The following is a 20,951-nucleotide window of genomic DNA, read 5'->3' on the forward strand; positions in this document are numbered from 1 at the left end:
AACCGCCTCAGCGTCGCCGCCTCCGGCCTGGTCCCCGGCGACACCGTCCAGCGCGTCGCCACCCTGGCCAACGCCACTGGAAACCAGAACCTCTCCGCGATCACCCTCACCACCGCGGCCTCCCCGACCTCCCTGCTGGACACCAACACCACCATGGGCCTGCAGGTCACCGTCGATAACTGCTCCACCGCCTGGACCGAAGCCGGCACCGCCCCCGCCTACACCTACACCTGCTCCGGCACCACCACCAGCGTGCTCGCCTCCCGCCCCGTCATCGGCGCCAACCTCACCCTGGCCAACCTCACCTCGGTCACCGCCGGACACACCGACAACCTCCGCGTCACCCTCACCCTGCCCTCCACCGCAGACAACACCCTGCAGAACCAGAGCAGCACCATCGCCTTCAGCTTCACCGGCACCCAGCGCACCGCCACCAACCAGTAACACCCCCACCCAGCCAGCCCTCCGCCGTCGAGCCCCCCATGCAAACGACGGCGGAGGGCCTTCCACAAGAACGGAGACCCAGCCATGACCGCATCACTGGTCCGCCCCCGGCGGGTCTCCCAGACGGCCACCACGACGGCGACGCCCGGCTCGGGCAAGAACCGGGGTGTTGCGTCGAAGATTGCCCGGGCGCTGGTCAGCGTCATCACCACCACGATCATGGTCGCGGCAGTGGCTGCGTTCCTGTTCCTCGCGGTCGGGCCCCGCGTCCTCGGCTACCAGACCAGCACCATGCTCACCGGCTCGATGTCGCCCCTGATCAACCCGGGAGACGTGGTTGTCACCGTTCCCGTGGCGGTCCAGAACCTGAAGGTCGGGGACATCATCACCTACCACATTCCGGTGGAGGACCAGCGGGTGGAGACCCACCGGATCATCGACCTGACGGTGAACAACCAAGGCACTGCCACCGTCCGCACCAAGGGCGACGCGAACAACGGCGCCGACCCCTGGACAGCGACATTGGCCGGAGGCCAGGTTGACCGCCAGGTGTTCACCGTCCCGTACCTGGGCAACGCGATCCGCGCTCTTCGTGATCCCGTGGTCCTGAAGGTCCTGATGTATGGCGCTCCGGCCGCCCTGGTGGTCATGGTTCTCGTCTCCATCTGGCGGAAAAAGCCCGAAGGCGACGACGGCGCCGTGGACACCGGCGCTGCCCTGCCGGCCTTTGACCGTCGCCCGCTCAAGCGCCTGGCACGGGAAATGAAAAGCAAGGAGGCTGCCGAGAAGTTCGCGGCCGCCTACGCCAAGATGCTTCCCCAGCGTGTGGACAAGATCAGCCACGCACTGAGTACCGGCGACAGCGACCTCGCGATGGATGCGGTGCTCAGCCTGAAAACCAGCTCCTCGATGGTGGGGGCGCTGCGGATGGAACAGCACTGCGTCCGCCTCGAACACGCCTTGGTCACAACCGACCACACCGCGGCAGCCCACGCCGGGGAACTCGTCCGCCAGCACCAACCACAGCTGGAAAAGGCCCTGGGCGGTCACACCACCCGGCGCGCCGCGTAAAATCCTCTTCACAGAACCGAACCGGATGCCCTCCCCTTACCGCATGAAAGCGGTGAGAATGGAATGGACCACCGGGCCTGACAGAAAGCCGCTGACCTTGCGTAGAAGCCGGAGCACCGCCGACGCAGCGCAGACGCCTGCGTTGGGGCGCGTCGCCGCGGTCCTGGCAGCGGCTGCGGTGTTGGTCTTCGCTCCCGGTATCGCGCAGGCCGCGTTCAACTCAGCTGCGGGCGCTGCCCTCCCGGTCTCCTCCGCCACCCTCACATCCACCGCCACCGTCAGCGCGTCCTGCCAAGGTTCGACCCTCACCATCAGCGTCACGAACTGGGCACTGACGGACCCCCGATTCGTAGGACAGTTCACCGTCACTTCCAGCCTCGGGCTCGTCCTTTTCAGCGGCAACAGCAACCAAAGTGGGGGCGGAACCTACACGGCGAAAATCATTCCCCACTTTGGAACCTGGAATTGGTCGGTCAGCAACCAGTATCCGGTCCCCGGCACCAACAACACCTGGACGGGCACCCCCACGTCGGGCCAGTTCACCTGCACCTAAGCGCACACCGCTACCCCCGCAGCGAACGCGGGCTCCGGCGTCCGTCAGGCTCTATATATTGAGAGCATGACCCAGACTTCCGGTTCCGCCCAGCCATCCCACGCCGAAGGCCCAACGGCCCCCGTCGCCAAGAAGGTGCCGCGCACCCGCGAGCACCACGGCGATGTTTTCGTGGACAACTACGAATGGCTCCGGGACAAGGAATCCTCCGAGGTCATTGAGCACTTGAAGGCTGAAAATGCCTACCAGGAAGCTGTCACCGCACACCAGGAACCGCTGCGGGAGGCGATCTTCCAGGAAATCAAGGGACGCACCCAGGAGACGGACCTCTCGGTCCCCAGCCGCAAGGATGGCTGGTGGTACTACACCCGCTCTGTCGAGGGCAAGGAGTATGGCATCCAGTGCCGCGTCCGGGCCGCGAACTCGGTCAACCCGGTGGCGGACTGGACCCCGCCGGCGGTGGAACCCGGCGTCGAACTCCAAGGCGAAGAAGTCCTGCTGGACGGGAACGCCGAGGCGGAAGGCAAGCCGTTCTTCTCCATTGGCGGCACCGCCGTGACGTTGGACGGCAACCTCTACGCCTACGCCGTGGACAACTCCGGCGAGGAACGCTTCACGCTCCGCATCAAGGACCTGCGCACGGGTGAACTTCTGCCCGACGTCATCGAGAACATCTTCTACGGCGTGGCCTTCTCCCCCGACGGCACGCGGATCTTCTACACCGTGGTTGACGATTCCTGGCGCCCGTACCAAGTAAAGTCGCACGTCCTGGGCACGCCCGTCAGTGAAGACGAGGTCATCTACCAGGAGGACGACGTCGCAATGTGGCTCGGATTCGAGCTCTCCTCCGACCGGAGGTACCTCGTGCTGAGCATCGGCTGCTCGGAATTCAGCGAGACGCGCCTGCTGCGCTTCGACGATTTCGACGCCGGCCTGTCCACCGTGATTTCCCGCGACGAACACATCCTCTACGAGGCCGAGCCGTTCCTCCTCGATGGTGTTGATGGACAAAAAGCTGAGACCATCCTCCTGACCCACAACAAAGGTGCCATCAACTCGATGGTGTCCATCGCGGACCCGGCCGAGTTCGCCAAGCCGCTGTCCGAGCAGAACTGGCGCACCGTCGTCGGGCATTCCGACGCCGTTCGCGTCAACGGCGCGGGCGTCACCTCGACGCATCTGGTGGTGTCGGTACGGCAGGACACGATCGAACGCGTGCAGGTGCTTCCGCTCGCCGGGCTGGGAACCGCCGCGCAAGGCGCCGCCGTGGAGCCCGCCTTCGACGAGGAGCTGTACACGGCCGGCGTGGGTGGAACCGACTATGAAGCGCCCGTGATCCGCATCGGGTACACGTCCTACTTCACGCCGTCGCGGGTGTACGACTTCGTGCTGCCCACCGCCGCCCTGCCGCACGGCGAACTGCTGCTGCGGAAGGAAAGCCCGGTGCTGGGCGGGTACACCGCGTCCGACTACGTGGCCACCCGGGAATGGGCGACGGCGGCGGACGGCACGCGCGTCCCGCTGTCCGTGTTGCGGCACGCCTCCCTTGCGCGGGACTCAAGCGCCGCCGGCCTGGTGTACGGCTATGGCTCGTACGAGGTCAGCATGGATCCCGGCTTCGGCGTGGCCCGGTTGTCCCTCCTCGATCGCGGAATCGTCATGGTGATCGCCCACATCCGCGGCGGCGGCGAGCTCGGCAGGCGCTGGTACGACGACGGCAAGAAGCTCAACAAGAAGAACACCTTCACGGACTTCATCGCGGCAACGGACTGGCTCGCGTCCTCCGGCTGGGTGGCCCCGGAGCGGATCGCGGCCATGGGCGGCTCCGCGGGCGGCCTCCTGATGGGTGCCGTGGCCAACCTCGCGCCGGAAAAGTACGCGGCGATCGTGGCGGCCGTGCCGTTCGTGGACGCGCTCAACACCATCCTGGACCCCGAACTGCCGCTCTCCGCGCTCGAGTGGGAAGAATGGGGCAACCCCATCACGGATCCCGAGGTGTACGAGTACATGAAGTCCTACACCCCGTACGAGAACATCCGGGCCGTTTCGTACCCGCAGATCGCAGCGGTCACGTCCTTCAACGACACCCGCGTGCTCTACGTTGAACCGGCCAAATGGGTCCAGGTGCTGCGTTCCGAGACCACGGGCACGGCGCCCATCGTCATGAAGATCGAGATGGACGGTGGACACGGCGGAGCATCGGGACGGTACGTGCAGTGGCGCGAGCGCGCGTGGGACTATGCCTTCGTCGCGGACTCCCTTGGCGCCGTCGAACTGCTACCTGGAGCCGGACTCAAGTAACGTTCTCGATAGTAGGCTTCCCGTGGGGGGACGGACCGGACAGTAGGAGCGTAGCTTGACTGACAATGCATCGTTGCCAAACCGGGCCTTGGTGGCCGACCCTGACCCGGCCCGTCTCGCCGAGACGGTTGCAGCGCTCGCCGCGGCAGGGTTCATGGTTCGTTCAGTGCCCGACGCCGGTTCACTTGCGGCCGCGCTGGAAAGCGAACCGTGCGACGTGCTGGTGGTGGACAACGGCCTCCGGGAGTTCCTTCCCCGAAACAGCGTTCCGGTTTTGCTCTTGTTGGACCCGGAGGATGAGCTGGATGTCGCTGCCCTGGAAGCCTGGACGATTGCCGATTTTGCCTACAGGAGCCAGCCTCCCGTCATTCGTGCACACAGGGCCTTGGTACTGATAGCCCGCGCCGCCGAACGGACGCGCCGCCGTTCGGAAGCCGAGTCGCTGAGGGAGAGCCTGCGGAAGGTATCCGCGGCGATCCGGTCAACCATTGATCCAGGCCTGATTGCCCGGCACCTGGTCGACGGAATCGGCGAGGCCTTGGGCGCGGAACACGTCTGGTTCACGACGTTCCCGGATACCCGGGTGCCGCAGGTGAGCGCCGAATGGAACGCTCCCGGACTGGTGCCGGGAGTCCTGCCGGGAGAACTCACTGACGAAATCGCCACGTTCGAACTGGCGGAACGGTTGTGGGCAGAAGCGGAAGTGCAGCCGCTGCCCAAACGGGCTCCCTCGGGTGATACCGGTGGTGCGGGGGCGCCGTCGGCCTCTGTTGTGGTGCCGGTAGGCGAGGGAGACCTCGTTCTCGGCGTCATCTGGATCGCCCGCCCGGACACGGCGCAGGAATGGACCCGGGCCGAAATAGGCCTGATTCAGCACGTCTCGGGGAACTTGGCGTATGGCCTGATGCAGAGCCACCTGATCGGCGCGCAACAGCAGGTCATGTACAAGCTCCAGGAACTCGACCAGGCCAAGACCGACTTCCTCACCACCGTGAACCACGAACTCCGAACCCCCCTGACGTCCATCACGGCATACCTGGACATGATCCGTGCCGGCGCCGGTGGACCTCTTCCCGCGGGCGTCGAGCGGATGGTCGATGTCATTTCGCGAAATGCCGAGCGGCTCCGACGGCTGATCGAAGACATGCTCACAGTCTCGCACCAGGACACTTCCGGCGACCTCGAACTGAGCCGCGTGAATGTGGGCACCCTGCTCAGGCTTGTTGTCTCGACGTTGCAGCCGCTCGCCGACTCCCGTTCGCTGTCCCTCACTGTGATGCATGCGCCCGGAACCATGACCGTCCAGGCCGACGAGGCCAAGCTCGAGCAAGTCTTCGCCAACATCATCAGCAACGCGATCAAGTTCACGCCCAACGGCGGCCACGTCGCGGTCAGCAGCGGGGTCACCTCGGACCCGGGGACGGTACCCAGCGTGGTGGTGCGCGTGGAGGACACCGGCGTCGGGATCCCCGAAACCGAGATCGAGCAGGTGTTCACACGGTTCTTCCGCGCTTCAAACGCCTCCACTGCGGCCATCCCCGGGAGCGGGCTTGGCCTGGCGATTGCCCACGACATTGTGGAACGCCATTCCGGCCGGCTCGACGTCGAGTCCGCCCTGGGCGTAGGAACCACGGTTTCAGTCCGGCTCCCGCTGGATACGGAGAGCTAAGGGCGGCCGCCCAAAAAAACACCGCCCCTGGGCGGTGGCCCGGGGGCGGTGCGTGGAGCTTCTTCTTGCCCGTCTACCCAAGTAGCTAGCAGTAGATGCCGTTATGAGGCGCCAAAACGGCATCTAGTGCGAGTCAGTTGGGCCACCAACCGATCTGAGCGTAGTTCACAACAGTGCCGGTGGTAACCGTCGTTACTGTTGTGCCGGTGGTGTCGTGCGTGGTCTTCGGTGCGGCATTGGCAGGGGTGACAAATCCGCCAATAGCCAGCAGGCCCGTCATGAGCAGTGTTGCGGCGAATTTTTTCATGCGATGCTCCTTTGAGCCGTGAAAATCCGAAGTTGACTTTCCCAGCGTAAAGAGCGTTGTTAAAGGTTCGCTTAAGATTGGGTCAGTTTTCCGATGTCTTTGCGGCTAGGCGGTAACCGACGCCCCGCACAGTTTCCACCCACCGCGGCGACTGCGCCGAGTCGCCGAGCTTCCGCCGCAGATTGGCGATGTGCACCTGGATCGCGCGCTCTTCGGATTCGCTGACAAAGCCTCCCGTTTCGTACTCCCTGGCATGGAGCCAGCGGGCAAGCCCCGTGGTGCTTCGGACAACGCGCCCGGCCTCCATGAGGGCCTGAAGAAGGTCGAACTCGGTGCGGGTCAATTGCACCTCTTCAGTTCCCACCCGGGTGGTCCGCGTGGCTACGTCCAGGAAAAGGCCATTGTGTTCCAGTCCCGATGGCTCAGCCGCCGGCAGCGCAGGTGTGGGTCCGGTTGGCGAGTTCGACCCCGGGGCCGGCGGCAGCTCCGCCGTCGGGCTCCCTCCGGAGCTGCTCAAAAGCTTGCTGCCGCGCGGCCGGCGAAGGAGCGTCTCAACCCGGGCCAGGAGTTCGCGGGGGCGGAAGGGCTTGGTGACGAAGTCGTCGGCGCCGATGGCCAGCCCTTGCAGGGTGTCCACTTCACGTGCCCGGGCGGTGAGCATGATGATGTAGGCGTCACTGAACTCGCGGACGCGGCGGGTGACCTCGATCCCGTCAATGTCGGGCAGGCCAAGGTCCAAGGTGATCACGTCGGGGTTGTGAAGGCGGACCGCATCCACGCCGTCGACGCCGTTTCCGGCCGCGTAAACCTCCAGGCCCGATGCCTCGAGGACGGCATGGACTACCTCACGGATGTCATCGTCATCCTCGATTACTACAGCCACGCCCGATGCGCCCACGTCAAGATCCCCATCTCTCTTATGCTCAGCCCACCTTAACACCAGCGGTACCTGCTATTCTCGCGCATGTCGGCGTAAGTCCGCTTCACGAGCGCGTGCGCGGCCCGTGCGGAGATCGTTGCGGGGCTATTTCCGGCACTCTTCCTGGTCGCACTGCTCACCCGATCTGGAGCTCGCGCCTCACGAACGCGATAAGCAGGTTCCGCGATGTTTCGACCGGAAGGGACGAACCCCGCGCATAGCATTGGACGGCGAGGCCATCCACCATGGCTGCCGTTTCGATGGCGAAACCTTGGGGATCCTCGCAGACGAAGGATCCCTCGCTGACGCCGCGCTCGGTGATCTCGCGCAAGGCGCTGCGCCAGCCGTCGTAGTGTTCGCTCATCCAGCTTCCGTAGGCTTCGTCCCTGGCCGCAGCGGACCAGAAATCGAACCAGATCAGCCAGTGCCTGCGGGAATTCGCATCCGAGCCGAACATCGCCTCGAGGAAAAACAGCAGTTCCCTAGTAGGGTCGCCGGACCCTCTGGCGCTCTCCTGCAGCGGAACGTAGAAGTCTGCGGTTTCCGCCTTGACTACTTCCATCAGGACTTCGTCGAGACTCTTGAAATGGTAGGTGATGGTCCCGGGTGACACTCCGCAGGCTTTTGAAATGTCGCGGATCAGGACATTGAACAGTCCTTTGTCCGCGATCAGGTCCCGCGCGGCGTCAACCACCAGCTGTCGCCGCACTTCAGTGGGGTGCCGCTGCCGTTCGCCGGCAGTCTTGGCGCGAGGCCGCTCTTCGTGGTCCTTGGCGGTCGCCGTCATGTCGCTCGTCCCCGTTTCCCCTGCTCAGGCCGATGTCCGACTGATGCGCTTCTCAAAGGTCTCTTCAAAGAATAGTTGCTCTTTATTTCTTCCGCGAACGATCTAATTCATGTACTGTACGAATAAATCGTCCGGGAGAGCAATAGTTCCCTGAATAACCGCCCTGTAGCAAAGGGCCACTTCACCGGGAAGGCCCCAATTGTGACCGGATGGTACCGAAGACCAGATGTGCTGATGGTGCTGTCTTCCGCGCCCACATACGTGGCTACCCGCGAGGCCCTGAAAGTGACGGACCCCCAGGACCTGACGCCGCTGCGCTACTTGGGCGCCGCCGTCGTGCTTGGCTTGGTGCTGCTGATCCGGCGGCAGCGGCTTACGCTGCGGGGTGGTGACATTCCGAGGATGCTTGTCGCGGGATTACTGGGGTATGCGGGCTTCGGCCTGCTCCTGAACCTCGGGCAGACGACCGTTCCGGCCGGAACAGCGAGTCTCCTGCTGAATATCTCGCCCGTCTTCGCGTTCGTCCTCGGTCATCTGATGTTGCGGGAGAGAACGTCAGGCCTGGGCTACTGCGGGATGCTGCTTGCCGTAGCAGGCGTCGTAGCCATTACGCTGGGCGATTCCGCGGCCGTCGGCTTCAACGGCGATGCCTTGTACATCGTGGCAGCCGCACTTCTCCTGTCGGCATTCCTCATCGTCCAGCAGCCCCTGCTGGCACGCGTCCCTCCGCTCGAAGTGGTCTTCTGGGGATCCCTCATCGGCGGAGTGGCAACCCTGCCGACCGCCCGGTTCGCAGCGACGCCGTCCGAGTTCACGTGGAACGCTTGGCTGGCATTGGCCGTGCTCGTGGTGATCTGCACCGTGGTGGGCTACGGTTTCTGGAACGTTTCGCTCTCGCGGACCAGCGTGGCAGAGGGCGGTTCTCTCCTGTACGTCGTGCCGGTGCTGTCCCTGCTGCTCGGGTGGATTTTGCTCGGCGAAGTCCCGGGTGTCGCCTCGCTCCTCGGTGGCGCGGCCGCATTGGCCGGCGTCATCCTTCTCTCCCGGGCAACCGCATCCATCGCACCCGAGAAAGAACTGGAGCCCGCACCATGACCGTCCCCCAAGCAGCTCGCAGCGGGCGCTATTTCCGCGCGCGCCACTCCGAGTCAAGCATCGCGTAGATGACTTCGGTGGACCATTGGCCCTTGTAATGCCAGTTGTCCACGAGCTCGGCTTCGCGGCGCATCCCAAGCCGTTCGCACAATCCCGACGACGAGGTGTTCAGGGCATCCAGCTTGGCCTCGATCCGGTGGAACATGAGGGTTTCAAAACCCAGGCGGAGCACGGCTTCGGCCGCTTCTGCGGCGTAGCCCTGGCCTCGGCTTTCCGGCGCCAAGATCCAGCCGATTTCGGCCTGCCCCGTGCCCGGCAGCCACTTGAGCACCACTTCGCCAAGCAAGCCCGGCGTGTCCGCGCGCTCTATGGCGAGGCACACCCAGTCGCCCTCTTGTTCGAAAGAGAAGTTGGCGTAGCGGCCCAACGCTTCCATGGACTGCGTGAGGGTCAATTCCTGCCGGAGCAGGAAGCGCGCCGTCTCGGGCAGAGACTGGTAGGCGTGGAATCGCTCCAGGTCAGTGGCCTCGAACCTGCGAAGCACGAGCCTCGGGGTCCGGATGGGCAGTTCGATGAGCGGCATGACTCGAGGCTACTACGTCGGGGTTTTTGGGGGTCTGGATCCGTCCCGCCGAGCGATCTCCTCTTGACAGTTCAAGCAAACTGGGATTACCTAATGAACATTCGGTAAATAAAGCTGGAGGCAATGACGCATGGTTGAGACCACCCTTTCTGGCGCAGCGCAGCACCAGATTCTCAAGAACGACTACGCCTCCGAGTGGATGGGCCTGGAGGTACTCAAGGTCGACGACGGCCACGCCACCGTCCGCATGAAGCTCCGGCAGGAAATGCTCAACGGCTTCGGAATGGCCCACGGCGGAATGATCTTCGCCTTCGCCGATTCAGCTTTTGCACTGGCATGCAACCCGGCCAACCCCTCGCCGTCGGAAGCCGACACCATAACTGTCGCCGCCGGCGTCGACATCAACTTCCTCAAGCCGGCCTATCAAGGCCAAGTGATCACCGCCGTCGCGAACCGTCGCGCCAACAACGGCCGCAGCGGCCTGTACGACATCCAAATCTTCGCGGCCGACGCAAGCGAACCTTCCGCCGTCGGGTCGCCCGAAGAACCGGGCAGCTACGGCGAGCTCATCGCCGAGTTCCGTGGCCGCAGCCGCACCATCTCCAAGAAGTAGGAAGACAATGACACAGAACACCGTCGCCGCTCCCGACGCACCGCTTAACACTGCACAGCTAGATCGCGAAGAAACCATCTCCCGCGACGAGCTCGAGGCCTTGCAGCTGAGCCGCCTCCAGCACACCGTGGCCTACGCCTACGATCGCGTGCCACTGTACAAGCGCAAGTTCGACGACGCCGGCGTCCACCCTTCCGATCTCCGCGAACTGTCCGATCTCGGCAAGTTCCCGTACACCACCAAGGAAGACCTCCGCCAGGAATACCCCTTCGGCATGTTCGCCGTACCGCAAGACGAAGTAGCCCGCATCCACGCGAGCTCCGGCACCACGGGCCGGCCAACCGTCGTCGGGTACACCAAGAACGACCTCGCCAACTGGGCAACCCTCGTAGCCCGTTCGCTCCGCGCTTCCGGCGTCCGGCCGGGCATGAAGGTCCACAACGCCTACGGCTACGGCCTGTTCACCGGCGGTTTGGGCGCCCACGCCGGTGCCGAAGCGCTCGGCTGCACCGTCATCCCGATGTCCGGCGGCCAGACCGAACGCCAGATCCAGCTGATCCAGGACTTCAAGCCGGACGCGATCCTGGCGACCCCGACCTACCTGCTCACAATCGCCGACGCGATGGCGCACATGGGTGTGGATCCGGCGTCGACCTCGCTCAAGTACGCCGTGCTCGGAGCCGAACCGTGGACCGAGGAAATGCGGCATGAGCTCGAAACCACCATGAACATCAAGGCCTGCGACATCTACGGGCTTTCGGAAGTCATGGGCCCGGGCGTGGCCGGCGAGGCCGTGGAGACCCAGGACGGCTGCCACATCTGGGAAGACCACTTCCGCCCCGAAATCATCGATCCGTTCGATCCCTCCCGCGGGGAAAGCGCCGTGCTGGCCGACGGCGAGCCGGGCGAACTCGTCTTCACCTCGCTCACCAAGGAAGCGCTGCCGATCATCCGGTACCGCACCAAGGACCTCACCCGTCTGCTGCCCGGCACCGCCCGCCCCGCGCACCGCCGCATGGGCCGCATCACCGGACGCAGCGACGACATGATCATCCTGCGCGGCGTGAACCTCTTCCCTTCACAGATCGAGGAGATCGCCCTGCGCATCCCCGAGCTCAGCCCGCACTTCCAGCTCGAGCTCACCCGCCCCGAAGGCAAGCGCATGGATTCGCTGACGGTCAAGATTGAGCGCCGCGAGAACGTTTCGGTCGAGGCGGGCACGACGGCGGCACACGCCCTGCGCGAACAGATCAAGATCCACGTGGGTTCTTCGTGCGTGGTGGACGTCGTGGAGCCGGGTTCGCTTGAGCGCTCCAACGGCAAGCTGCGCCGCGTCTACGACATGCGACCCAAGAGGTAACGTGGCCGGGCGCGTGCGCGAATCAACCGACCGTTCATGAGAAAATGGCCAGCATGCCTAGTGAAACAGTAACCAAGCGGGGACGCCCCGGATACGACCAGCAATCAGTGCTGCTCATCGCCGTCGACGTCTTCAACCGCCACGGTTACGACGCCACATCCATGGGCATTCTGGCCGAAAACCTGGGCATCTCAAAATCAGCCATTTACCACCACGTGCCGTCCAAGGGCGACCTCCTGAAGCTCGCCCTCGAGCACGCACTGGGTGGGCTCGAGGCCATCCTGGAACAGCCCGAGGCTGTTACCGGGGCGGCCGATGCACGCCTTGAGTTCGTCCTGCGGCAGACCATCGCCGTGCTGGTGGACCGGCTGCCGTTCGTCACGCTGCTCCTGCGTCTCCGCGGCAACACCGACATTGAGCGCGATGCCCTGGAACGGCGTCGTGCCTTCGACCACAAGGTGGCCGCGTTGATCTCGGCCGCCCGCGAAGAAGGCACGCTGCGCCAGGACATCGACCCCCGCACCGTGACCCGGCTCCTGTTCGGGACCATCAACTCGATCGTGGAGTGGTACAAACCGGGCGGCTCGCTCTCCCCGCAACGTCTGGCCGACGACGTCATCACCATGGCGTTCGACGGCCTCCACGCCTCGGCGTAGGTCACCCCTGGCTTCCCCCTGCCCCTCAGACGCTCGCTCACATATACGGCACTTTCAACCGACGCCCGCTCACATATACGGCACCCTCCCCCAACGCCCGCTCACTAAAAAGTGAGCGGGCGTTCTGCGTGGTGCTGTGATGCTTTTCAGAGCTGGTATTCGGCCTGGATACCCAAACTTTCATGGACGCAAAGGACGTTGTTTTCCGTGTCCATGAACCAGGCGCAACGGTCGGCGTCGGTGGTACAAATGTGGTGTTCTGTCTTGAGATCCGGGAGATCGTAATCCCGGAATTCGACGCCGTTCGCCTCCATTTCGTCGACTGTCCGCTCGATGTCACTGACTTCAAAGGAAAGGGCAGTGTGCGACGAGTGCATGCCGTCCTTGATGGGCATCAACTGCAGCATGGGACCGCCGTCGATGCCGAACAAATCATTTCCATCCCAGGTCATGCCGCGATGAGGGAGGCCGAGTTTCTCCGCGTAGAAGCTGCGGGCTCGGTCCACGTCGTCGACGGGCAAGACGGTTGTGGCTGTTCTGAGTGCTAGGTTCATTTCGCCACCTCCTACGCAAAAAATCTTACGCCGAGCGGGATCGGAAAGACCTTGTGGCCGCGCGTCCGCCTAGACCGTTGTCAGGGCGACAGCCTCGGCCTACTATGTGCACAGCCCCCTCGCAGGGGAACAACTCCGGGACCTTGCCTCAACGGGTGATGGGAGCACCTCGACTCCGACATACCGCACCCCGGGGCAATAGAACTCCCCGACACGGAACGCTCCCCAGTGATGGGGAGCGTTCCGTATGCAGTACACAAGTGAGCGAGCGTCCAGCCAAACACCCACATACGTGAGCGAGCGTCCAGCCAAACACCCACACAAGTGAGCGAGCGTCCGGCCAAACCCCCACATAGGTGAGCGAGCGTCGGTAGGGGAGGCTACTTCTCCACGAGGGTCAGGACGTCGTAGGTGGCTACGATTTCGTCGTTCTGGTTGGTCAGGACGGCGTCCCAGGCTACTTCGCCGTATTCGTCGGTCTCGCGCGGAGTGATCTTCTTGGCCGTAAGCGTGACCCGGATCGAATCCCCGGCGGCAACGGGAGTGATGAAGCGCAGGTTCTCCAGGCCGTAGTTGGCCAGGACGGGGCCCGGTGCCGGCTCCACGAACAGGCCGGCGGCCCAGCTGAGCAGCAGGTACCCGTGCGCCACGATTCCCGGGAAGAACGGATTGGCTTCGGCTGCTTCCTGGTTGGTGTGGGCGTAGAAGGTGTCGCCGGTGGAGTTGGCGAAGGCCGTGATGTCGTCCAGGGTGACCTGCCGCAGTTCGGACCGCACGGCGTCGCCGATCCGCAGGGTTGCCAGCGACTTCCGGAACGGGTGCGTACCTTCGGTCTCCACTGTGAAGTTGCGGTCCGCGCCCGTGTGCCAGACGCCGGTCACGGCAGTGAGCATGTTCGGCGAGCCCTGGATCGCGGTGCGCTGCATGTGGTGCATGACGGAACGGATACCACCGAGTTCCTCGCCACCACCGGCGCGGCCCGGCCCACCGTGAACCAGGTGCGGCACAGGCGAACCATGCCCGGTTGACGAGCGGGCGTCCTCGCGGTTGAGCATCAGGACACGGCCGTGGTGTGCCGCGATTCCCGTCACCAATTCCCGGGCGACAGCAGGATCGTTGGTGCACACGGAGGCCACCAGGGAGCCGCCACCGCGGGCGGCGAGGCGGACGGCGTCGTCGAGGTCCGAATAGCCGATCACGGACGACACCGGACCGAAAGCCTCGAGCGAGTGGACGGCTTCCGAGTCCACGTCGGCCCAGCTCAGGACAACGGGCGACATGAACGCGCCGCCCTCCACGACGCCGATGGTGCCATCCAGCGAGGTGACCGACGGCGAATCCAGCGTCCCGTACGCGAGCTCGCCACCGGCGTCGAGCATTGACTGCACTGCCGCGCGGACGTCGGCGAGCTGCTCGAGCGACGCGAGGGCGCCCATCGTGACGCCCTCTGCCCTGGGGTCGCCGACGACGACGCGCTCGTCCACGCGCGCGCCGATGGCGGAGACGACGTCGGACACCAGCGCCTGGGGCACGATGGTGCGGCGGATCGAGGTGCACTTCTGACCGGCCTTGACCGTCATTTCGGTGACGACCGACTTGATGAAGGCGTCGAACTCGGGGGTGCCGGGCACGGCGTCGGGTCCGAGGATGGCCGCGTTGAGGGAGTCGGTTTCGGAGGTGAAGCGGACGCCGCCCTGGACCACGTTGGCGTGGGACTTGAGCGAGTTGGCGGTGGAGGCGGAACCGGTGAAGGCGAGAATGTCGCGGTAGTCGAGGTGGTCCAGCAGGGTGCGGGCGGATCCCGAGATGAGCTGCAGCGAGCCTTCCGGCAGAATGCCCGACTCGACGATCGCCTTGACCACGACGGCGGCAACGTAACCGGTGGGGGTGGCTGGCTTGACGATGGTGGGGACGCCAGCGATGAATGCAGGCGCGAACTTCTCGAGCATGCCCCACACGGGGAAGTTGAAGGCGTTGATCTGCGCCGCGACGCCCGGGATGCGGGTGTAGATATGCTCACCGGCGAAGGAACCGTCCCTGGACAGGACTTCCATGGGTCCGTCCACTACAACCTGCGAGTTCGGCAGTTCGCGGCGGCCCTTGGAACCAAAGGTGAAGAGCACGCCGATGCCGCCGTCGATGTCCACCATCGAGTCGATCTTGGTGGCGCCGGTCTTGAAGGACGAGGCGTAGAACTCTTCGCGGCGGCCGTTCAGGTACTGGGCGAGTTCCTTGAGCTTGAGGGCGCGCTGGTGGAAGGTGAGCTTGCCGAGCTCGCGCTGGCCCACCGTGCGCCCGTAGTTCACGACGCCGGCAAGGTCCAGTCCGTCGGTGTTGACCGTTGCGAGGATCTCGCCTGTGCTGGCGTCGCGGACGGGGACGCCAGCTGAGGCTTCTGCGCTGGGGGTCCACCACTCGCCCTGGACGAAACTGGGCACGGTTTCAACGGTTGTGGCTTCCGGAGCGACTGCGGTACTGGTCATCGTCGACGGGTCCTTCCAAGGCACGGGCACGAAATGGACTGAACGGCCGCAAATTACTGACCGGCCGTTCGGTAATACAACCCAGAATACATGAGAGGCCCGATCTGCACACTAGATGCCCGCCGGGACGCTGCTTCTACCGCGTTCTACCGCGCCGGAGCGTTGAGTTTCGCTCGGATGGCGGAAATTTCTGCCTTAGAGACGCCGTTCGCTCCCAGGAAGGTAGCTGTGTCCAAGGAATGCGCGAATTCCAACAGGCTCACGCTGCGCGATGCCAGCAAGGCCTCGAGTGCGTCTTCCTCGAGAAAGGGATCATGGGCGTGCGGGGCGCGATGGTGGCGGTGGCGCTCGTTGATTCCGCGCATTCCCTGCTGGTAACCCCGCACGATTTCCTCGTCGCCGGCTCCGGACAGGTTCTGCAGCATCACGGCGATGATCCCGCTACGGTCACGCCCGGCAGCGCAATGCACTACAACCCCGCCGGGTGCCGCGGCGATGGCTTTGAAAACAGCGGCGAGTTTGTCCGGGAAGAGCCGCACATAGTCGGCGTAGTGGGCAGGGTCTTTCAGGTACGGGCCAAAGCGCTCGGTGAACTCCTTGTCCTCCGGATCTTCGGTGGGGCAATGGACGATCTCGAAGCGAGCAGTCGCATCCGCCGAAACCTCGGGATCAACCTCCCTGGGCTGCTGCTCGCGAAGGGTCCGCAGATCGATCACGGTGCGGATGCCGGCGTCGTACATTTGCTGCCACCCGAGATCGGTGAGCCATTCCCGCCGGCCCATCCGGTACAAGCCTCCGGCGATGTGCCAGGCGTTCACCGCACCGTCCCAATGGACGCCCCGCTGCTTGGCTGCGGTTGAGATCCCATCCATACCGGACAGCTAACCACACGCCGGATAGGTGAGCGAGGGTTTGCTCGGAAGGCGGGATATGTGAGCGGGGGTTGGGTCTTGCGGGTCTTACGTGATCCATGTCATACTCTTTCTCGATACGCATCGACGATGCGTATCGACGCACACCGAAGTACGCATCACCAAGACCCACCGAACCCGGCAAGGAGGCCTGGAACGTGCCCACCAGCAAGGATGTCGCCCAGGCTGCCGGAGTAGCCCAAAGCACCGTCTCGTACGTGCTCAGCGGCAAGCGGCCCATTTCCGAGAAGACCCGGAAAAAGGTCGAGGCCGCCATCGAGCAACTCACTTACCAACCCAACGCCGGCGCCCGCGCCTTGGCAAGCCGCAAGACCCGGGTCATCGGCCTGGTCATTCCGTTCATTCCCGAGCTGGAAATGGGATCGATCATGGAGTTCGTCTCGGTCATTGCCAGCACGGCCCGGCAATTCGACCACGACATTCTCCTGGTCACCGACGACGAAGGCGCCGCCGGACTGAGCCGCGTGGTCGGGCAGCAGATTTGCGACGGCCTGATCCTCATGCAGGTTGAGGACGAGGACGAGCGTCTCCCGGTGGCCCGCAGCCTGAACGTCCCGGTGGTGCTGATCGGCATTCCCCGCGATCCGTCCGGGCTGGTCTGCATCGACGCCGACTTCGAAATGGCCGGCGAACACTGCGTCCGGGATCTTGCGGCCGCAGGCCACTCCGTGATTTCCGTTATTGATTGGCAGCCCGCGGTGATGGACCGCCACGTGAACTACGTCGACCGGTTCTTGCACGGCACGGACGTCGCGGCCAAAGCACTGGGCGTGACCGTGCTCCACCTTCCCGGCGGGACCGACCGCGCCACCATCGCCGAATCGGTGGACAAGGCCCTCGCCGGCACCACCGGAAAGCCCGCATTCATCGCACCCGACCGCACCATCCAGGACATTCTGCGCCGCGACTTGAGCAGCCGCGGTTTAACCCTGGGGCTGGACGTTTCTGTTATCGGAAGCGCCTCCCCCACCCTCGCCGAGCTCCAACCCATACCGCTTTCCACCATCGATCTGCGCCCGGCTGAAGTATCCCGCCGGGCAGTCAAAATCATGTGCCAACTCCTCGAAACCGACTCCCACGGACCACACGAATCCCTGGAGTTGGTACCCACGGTCATCACGCACCGTTCAAGCACCCTCCGTCCGCAGTGAATCGCCACCCCTGATCCACCGCGTCAACGCTTTTCATCGCAGGTCGTTACTCCGTTACTCCGTTCGTTTCAGCATCGTCGATACGCATCGATGATTCGATAATTCACTTCCCATCAACAAACGCACCATTCCCTTCCTCCACCAACAAAGGAACAGACAATGAAGTCAGCTATCAGGACACGCCGCCCGCTCGCCCTGGCCGTGGCCGCTCTCGTCGGCCTCCCGCTCGCCATCTCGGGCTGCGGCACCACTACCTCCGCCTCCTCCACGGATGCCGTGAAGGAAATCTCCGTGATGGACTACTACAACAACGAGCCGGACAAGTCCTTCATCGGCGACGCCCTGACCGCCTGCGGCACCAAGGCAGGCGTCACGATCAAACGAGAGACCGTGCCGGGCAAGTCCTTGATCTCCAAGGTGCTCCAGCAGTCCTCTTCGAAGACGCTTCCGGATGTACTCATGCTCGACAATCCGGACCTGCAACAGATTGCCGCTACCGGAGCGCTGGCTCCACTGTCCGATTTCAACATCAGCACCGCCGATTTCGCGCCCGGGGTCCTGAGTGCAGGCACCTACAAAGACAAGGTGTACGGGCTAGCCCCCACCGTGAACACGATCGCGCTCTTCTACAACAAGGACATTCTGGCCAAGGCCGGAGTCACCCCGCCCACCACGTGGGACGAGCTGAAGACGGCGGCCACCAAGCTCACCTCAGGCGAGCAGTATGGCCTGGCCTTCAACGCCAACCCGACCTACGAGGGCACATGGCAGTTCCTTCCGGTCATGTGGTCCAACGGAGGCGACGAGAAGAACATCGACACCCCAGCGACAGCCCAGGCCCTCCAGCTCTGGACCGACCTCGTCAAGGACGGATCCGTGTCCTCCTCGGCGCTGAACTGGACCCAGGCAGACGTCAAGGACCAGTTCATGGCAGGCAAGGCAGCCATGATGGTCAACGGCCCCTGGCAGATCCCGGCGCTCGACAAGAACACCGCGCTGAAATACGGCGTCGTGAAGATTCCGGTCCGTGACGCCAGCCAGACAGCCGTTGCCCCGCTTGGCGGCGAAGTGTGGACCGTTCCGCAGACAGGCAATAAGGCCCATCAGGCCAAGGCCGCGGAAGTGGTGGCCTGCATGAACAGCGACGAAAACCAGCTGGCCATGGCCAAGGTCCGCAACACTATCCCGTCCAAGACCTCGCTGGCCGCAAAGTTCGCCACCGACAACCCCAAGCTCGCCACCTTCACCGACCTCATCAAGACAGCCCGGGCCCGTACCGGCGAACTCGGAGAAGGATGGCCGGCACAGGCGACCAAGATCTACACCGCAATCCAGACCGCGCTGACGGGCAAGGCCTCCCCCGCCGACGCCCTCAAGCAAGCCCAAGGCCAGTAAGCGGCTGGACATGTCCCTCACAACTGATTCGTCGCAACCCAGAGCGCAGGCCAAGTCGCAGGCCAACCAGCGCGCCAACCAGCAGGCCACAGCGCGCGCAAAGTCCGGCTCGGACAACACCCGGGCCGAGGAGGCAATCCAGTCACCGCGCCGGCGCAGCCGCAAACGCCGCGAGCGCCTCTTCCAGTGGCTGTTCCTGGTCCCTGCCGTGACCTACATGGCGCTGTTCTTCGGCTACCCCGTGGTCAAGAACATCGTGATGAGCTTCCAGGATTACACCACGGCCACGTTCTTCACGGGCGAGGCCCCCTGGGTGGGGTTGGCGAACTACGCGAAGGTGCTGTCGTCGTCGTTGTTTTCAACATCTTTGGTGAATACCGCGCTGTTCACGCTGGGATCCATACTGGGCCAGTTCGTGATCGGGCTGGCGCTGGCGATCTTCTTCCAGCGCAAGTTCCCGCTCAACGGAATCCTGCGTTCGCTGCTCCTGCTCCCCTGGTTGCTGCCGCTCATCGTGTCCAGCGCCGTGTGGAGATGGATCCTGGACAAGGACAGCGGAGCCTTGAACCGCTTCCTCGGAGAGATGCACATCGTGAATACGGGCGTTCCATGGCTCACCAGTACCTCGCTGGCGCTGATCGCCGTGGTGGGGGTGAACATCTGGATCGGCATCCCGTTCAATCTGACCATTCTCTATGGCGGCCTCCAGGAAATACCGGATGAGCTCTACGAGGCCGGTTCCTTGGACGGCGCCACCGGTTGGAAGGCGTTCCGGCACATCACCTGGCCGATGCTGCGTCCGGTGGTGAGCGTGGTCCTGGTGCTCGGCGTCGTTTACACCCTCAAGGTGCTGGACATCATCCTGGGCCTGACCAACGGCGGCCCGGCGAATTCGACCCAGACCATCGCCACCCAGTCCTACGATCTGTCCTTCCACGAGTTCAAATTCGGCGAGGGCGCCGCGCTGGGCAACGTCCTGGTGGTCATTTCGCTGGTCTTCGCGGTCCTGTACTTGCGTGCCAGCCGGCGTTCCGTCGATGAGTGAGGAAACCATGACGACGACGAAAATCACCACCCGCCGTTCGGCGCCGGCGGGCGCCCGGAAAGCGAGCGCCCGAAATAGGATCGCCTCCAAAGGCGCCGGACCGGTTCGCTCCGGGACGGGACCCGAGCGAAAAAGGTGGGGCTACACCGTCCTGGCGATCGTCTTCCTGGCCATCATGCTGTTCCCGGTCTACTGGATGGTGAACGCTTCGCTGCAGCCCAACGGCACCACCTTGGAAACCTCGTGGCTGCCGCTCAAGCCGGACTTCACCGGCTACGCCACGGCCATCAGCGAGCAGGGCGGGAACCTGGCCACCAGCCTGGTGATCTCGCTGGGCAGCGTGGTGCTCAGCCTGGCTATCGCGGCGCCGGCGGCCTATGCCTTGGCTTATTTCAAGGTCAAGGGCGCCGGCGTGGTGCTCTTCGCGATCCTGATCAGCCAGATGATCCCGGGGATCGTGGTGGCCAACGCGCTGTACACGGCCTACAACGATCTTGGCCTGCTCAATTCCATCCCGGGCCTGATCCTGGCCGACTCCGCGCATGGCATCCCGTTCGCGATCCTCATCATCAGGGCCTTCATGAACGGCATGCCCGCCTCGGTTATCGAGGCGGCCCGAGTAGACGGTGCCGGGCATGTGAGGGCGTTTTGGTCCATCGTGGTGCCACTGAGCAGGAACTCGCTCATCACCGCGGGGCTCTTCACTTTCCTGTTCACTTGGAGCGACTTCCTGTTCGCCCTGACCCTGACCACCACGGAGGCCGTGCGGCCCGTGACATTGGGAATATTCCAGTACATCGGCGCCTACGTGAACGACTGGAGCTCCGTCATGGCCACGGCCGTCCTCGCCTCCATCCCGGCCATCATCCTGCTGGTCGCGGCGCAGAAATACATCGCTGCGGGCACGGCCAGTGGAGCGGTCAAGTAGCGGCCGTCAAATAGCCAGATCCCGACGGCGGGTCCCGCCGCGGGTGCCGAGCTCGCCGCCCGCGGCTCCGCACCGCCGTCGGGCACCAAACCACTAACCTTCAAG

Annotated in this window: 19 protein-coding genes and 1 pseudogene; 13 read left to right on the forward strand and 7 right to left on the reverse strand. The window is 64.2% G+C overall.

Annotation, left to right across the window (positions count from 1 at the left end):
* The 5 genes and pseudogenes from AC3WJM_RS18320 to AC3WJM_RS18340 form a co-directional block, all read left to right on the forward strand.
* Positions 1–444: pseudogene (locus tag AC3WJM_RS18320) on the forward strand (TasA family protein); the annotation flags it as partial.
* Between the two features lie 84 nt (positions 445–528).
* Entirely contained in the window at positions 529–1,515 is a 987-nt protein-coding gene (locus tag AC3WJM_RS18325; protein ID WP_332602680.1) for a signal peptidase I, read from the forward strand.
* 58 nt (positions 1,516–1,573) lie between these two features.
* The gene (locus AC3WJM_RS18330; protein ID WP_492272595.1) at positions 1,574–2,068 is read left to right on the forward strand and encodes a hypothetical protein; all 495 of its coding nucleotides are present in this window, start codon (positions 1,574–1,576) and stop codon (positions 2,066–2,068) included.
* A 66-nt stretch (positions 2,069–2,134) separates the two neighbouring features.
* Complete coding sequence (locus AC3WJM_RS18335) at positions 2,135–4,369, forward strand: S9 family peptidase (protein ID WP_492272596.1); 2,235 nt, start codon at positions 2,135–2,137, stop codon at positions 4,367–4,369.
* Between the two features lie 55 nt (positions 4,370–4,424).
* The gene (locus tag AC3WJM_RS18340) at positions 4,425–6,038 is read left to right on the forward strand and encodes an ATP-binding protein (protein ID WP_492272597.1); all 1,614 of its coding nucleotides are present in this window, start codon (positions 4,425–4,427) and stop codon (positions 6,036–6,038) included.
* Between the two features lie 133 nt (positions 6,039–6,171).
* Here AC3WJM_RS18340 and AC3WJM_RS18345 read toward each other — a convergent pair whose 3' ends face one another.
* From AC3WJM_RS18345 to AC3WJM_RS18355, 3 genes are all read right to left on the reverse strand, one after another.
* Positions 6,172–6,345 carry a hypothetical protein gene (locus AC3WJM_RS18345; protein WP_172465637.1) on the reverse strand — a complete coding sequence of 58 codons (174 nt, stop codon included), beginning with the start codon at positions 6,343–6,345 and terminating at the stop codon, positions 6,172–6,174.
* Positions 6,346–6,427: 82 nt separating this feature from the next.
* Positions 6,428–7,228, reverse strand: coding sequence for a response regulator transcription factor (locus AC3WJM_RS18350; protein WP_492272598.1), 801 nt, complete (start codon positions 7,226–7,228; stop codon positions 6,428–6,430).
* A gap of 172 nt (positions 7,229–7,400) precedes the next feature.
* Positions 7,401–8,051, reverse strand: a complete 651-nt coding sequence (locus AC3WJM_RS18355) for a TetR/AcrR family transcriptional regulator (protein ID WP_492272599.1) — start codon at positions 8,049–8,051, stop codon at positions 7,401–7,403.
* A gap of 201 nt (positions 8,052–8,252) precedes the next feature.
* Between AC3WJM_RS18355 and AC3WJM_RS18360 the strand changes: the two genes are divergently transcribed.
* Positions 8,253–9,146: a DMT family transporter gene (locus AC3WJM_RS18360; protein WP_492272600.1), complete on the forward strand. Its 894-nt coding sequence runs from the start codon at positions 8,253–8,255 to the stop codon at positions 9,144–9,146.
* A 28-nt stretch (positions 9,147–9,174) separates the two neighbouring features.
* Here the strand turns inward: AC3WJM_RS18360 and AC3WJM_RS18365 are convergent, their stop codons facing one another.
* Positions 9,175–9,729, reverse strand: a complete 555-nt coding sequence (locus tag AC3WJM_RS18365; RefSeq protein ID WP_059389549.1) for a GNAT family N-acetyltransferase — start codon at positions 9,727–9,729, stop codon at positions 9,175–9,177.
* Between the two features lie 130 nt (positions 9,730–9,859).
* On the opposite strand from AC3WJM_RS18365, the gene AC3WJM_RS18370 reads away from it, so the two are divergent.
* From AC3WJM_RS18370 to AC3WJM_RS18380, 3 genes are read left to right on the forward strand one after another with little or no spacing between them, the layout of a single operon-like run.
* Positions 9,860–10,342 carry a hotdog fold thioesterase gene (locus tag AC3WJM_RS18370; protein ID WP_059389548.1) on the forward strand — a complete coding sequence of 161 codons (483 nt, stop codon included), beginning with the start codon at positions 9,860–9,862 and terminating at the stop codon, positions 10,340–10,342.
* Between the two features lie 7 nt (positions 10,343–10,349).
* Complete coding sequence (gene paaK / locus AC3WJM_RS18375; protein WP_306959145.1) at positions 10,350–11,702, forward strand: phenylacetate--CoA ligase PaaK; 1,353 nt, start codon at positions 10,350–10,352, stop codon at positions 11,700–11,702.
* Between the two features lie 53 nt (positions 11,703–11,755).
* Positions 11,756–12,358, forward strand: coding sequence for a TetR/AcrR family transcriptional regulator (locus AC3WJM_RS18380; protein WP_078107744.1), 603 nt, complete (start codon positions 11,756–11,758; stop codon positions 12,356–12,358).
* 146 nt (positions 12,359–12,504) lie between these two features.
* Here the strand turns inward: AC3WJM_RS18380 and AC3WJM_RS18385 are convergent, their stop codons facing one another.
* The 3 genes from AC3WJM_RS18385 to AC3WJM_RS18395 all read right to left on the reverse strand — a co-directional run bounded on the left by AC3WJM_RS18385 (position 12,505) and on the right by AC3WJM_RS18395 (position 16,267).
* Positions 12,505–12,912 carry a VOC family protein gene (locus AC3WJM_RS18385; protein WP_059389546.1) on the reverse strand — a complete coding sequence of 136 codons (408 nt, stop codon included), beginning with the start codon at positions 12,910–12,912 and terminating at the stop codon, positions 12,505–12,507.
* 380 nt (positions 12,913–13,292) lie between these two features.
* Positions 13,293–15,395 carry a phenylacetic acid degradation bifunctional protein PaaZ gene (gene paaZ, locus AC3WJM_RS18390; protein WP_492272601.1) on the reverse strand — a complete coding sequence of 701 codons (2,103 nt, stop codon included), beginning with the start codon at positions 15,393–15,395 and terminating at the stop codon, positions 13,293–13,295.
* Between the two features lie 146 nt (positions 15,396–15,541).
* Positions 15,542–16,267, reverse strand: a complete 726-nt coding sequence (locus AC3WJM_RS18395) for a tyrosine-protein phosphatase (protein ID WP_492272602.1) — start codon at positions 16,265–16,267, stop codon at positions 15,542–15,544.
* Positions 16,268–16,464: 197 nt separating this feature from the next.
* On the opposite strand from AC3WJM_RS18395, the gene AC3WJM_RS18400 reads away from it, so the two are divergent.
* The 4 genes from AC3WJM_RS18400 to AC3WJM_RS18415 all read left to right on the forward strand — a co-directional run bounded on the left by AC3WJM_RS18400 (position 16,465) and on the right by AC3WJM_RS18415 (position 20,846).
* On the forward strand, positions 16,465–17,478 hold the full coding sequence (locus AC3WJM_RS18400; protein ID WP_492272603.1) for a LacI family DNA-binding transcriptional regulator: 1,014 nt from the start codon (positions 16,465–16,467) through the stop codon (positions 17,476–17,478).
* A gap of 159 nt (positions 17,479–17,637) precedes the next feature.
* A complete protein-coding gene (locus AC3WJM_RS18405) occupies positions 17,638–18,873 on the forward strand; it encodes a sugar ABC transporter substrate-binding protein (protein WP_306959157.1) in 1,236 nt (411 codons plus the stop codon).
* A 10-nt stretch (positions 18,874–18,883) separates the two neighbouring features.
* Positions 18,884–19,918 (forward strand): carbohydrate ABC transporter permease, encoded by a 1,035-nt coding sequence (locus AC3WJM_RS18410; protein ID WP_492272604.1) that lies wholly within the window; start codon positions 18,884–18,886, stop codon positions 19,916–19,918.
* A gap of 175 nt (positions 19,919–20,093) precedes the next feature.
* Positions 20,094–20,846 (forward strand): carbohydrate ABC transporter permease, encoded by a 753-nt coding sequence (locus AC3WJM_RS18415; protein WP_253257452.1) that lies wholly within the window; start codon positions 20,094–20,096, stop codon positions 20,844–20,846.
* Positions 20,847–20,951 lie beyond the last annotated feature (105 nt).

The organism is Arthrobacter sp. FW306-1B-G06A (genome assembly GCF_058781765.1).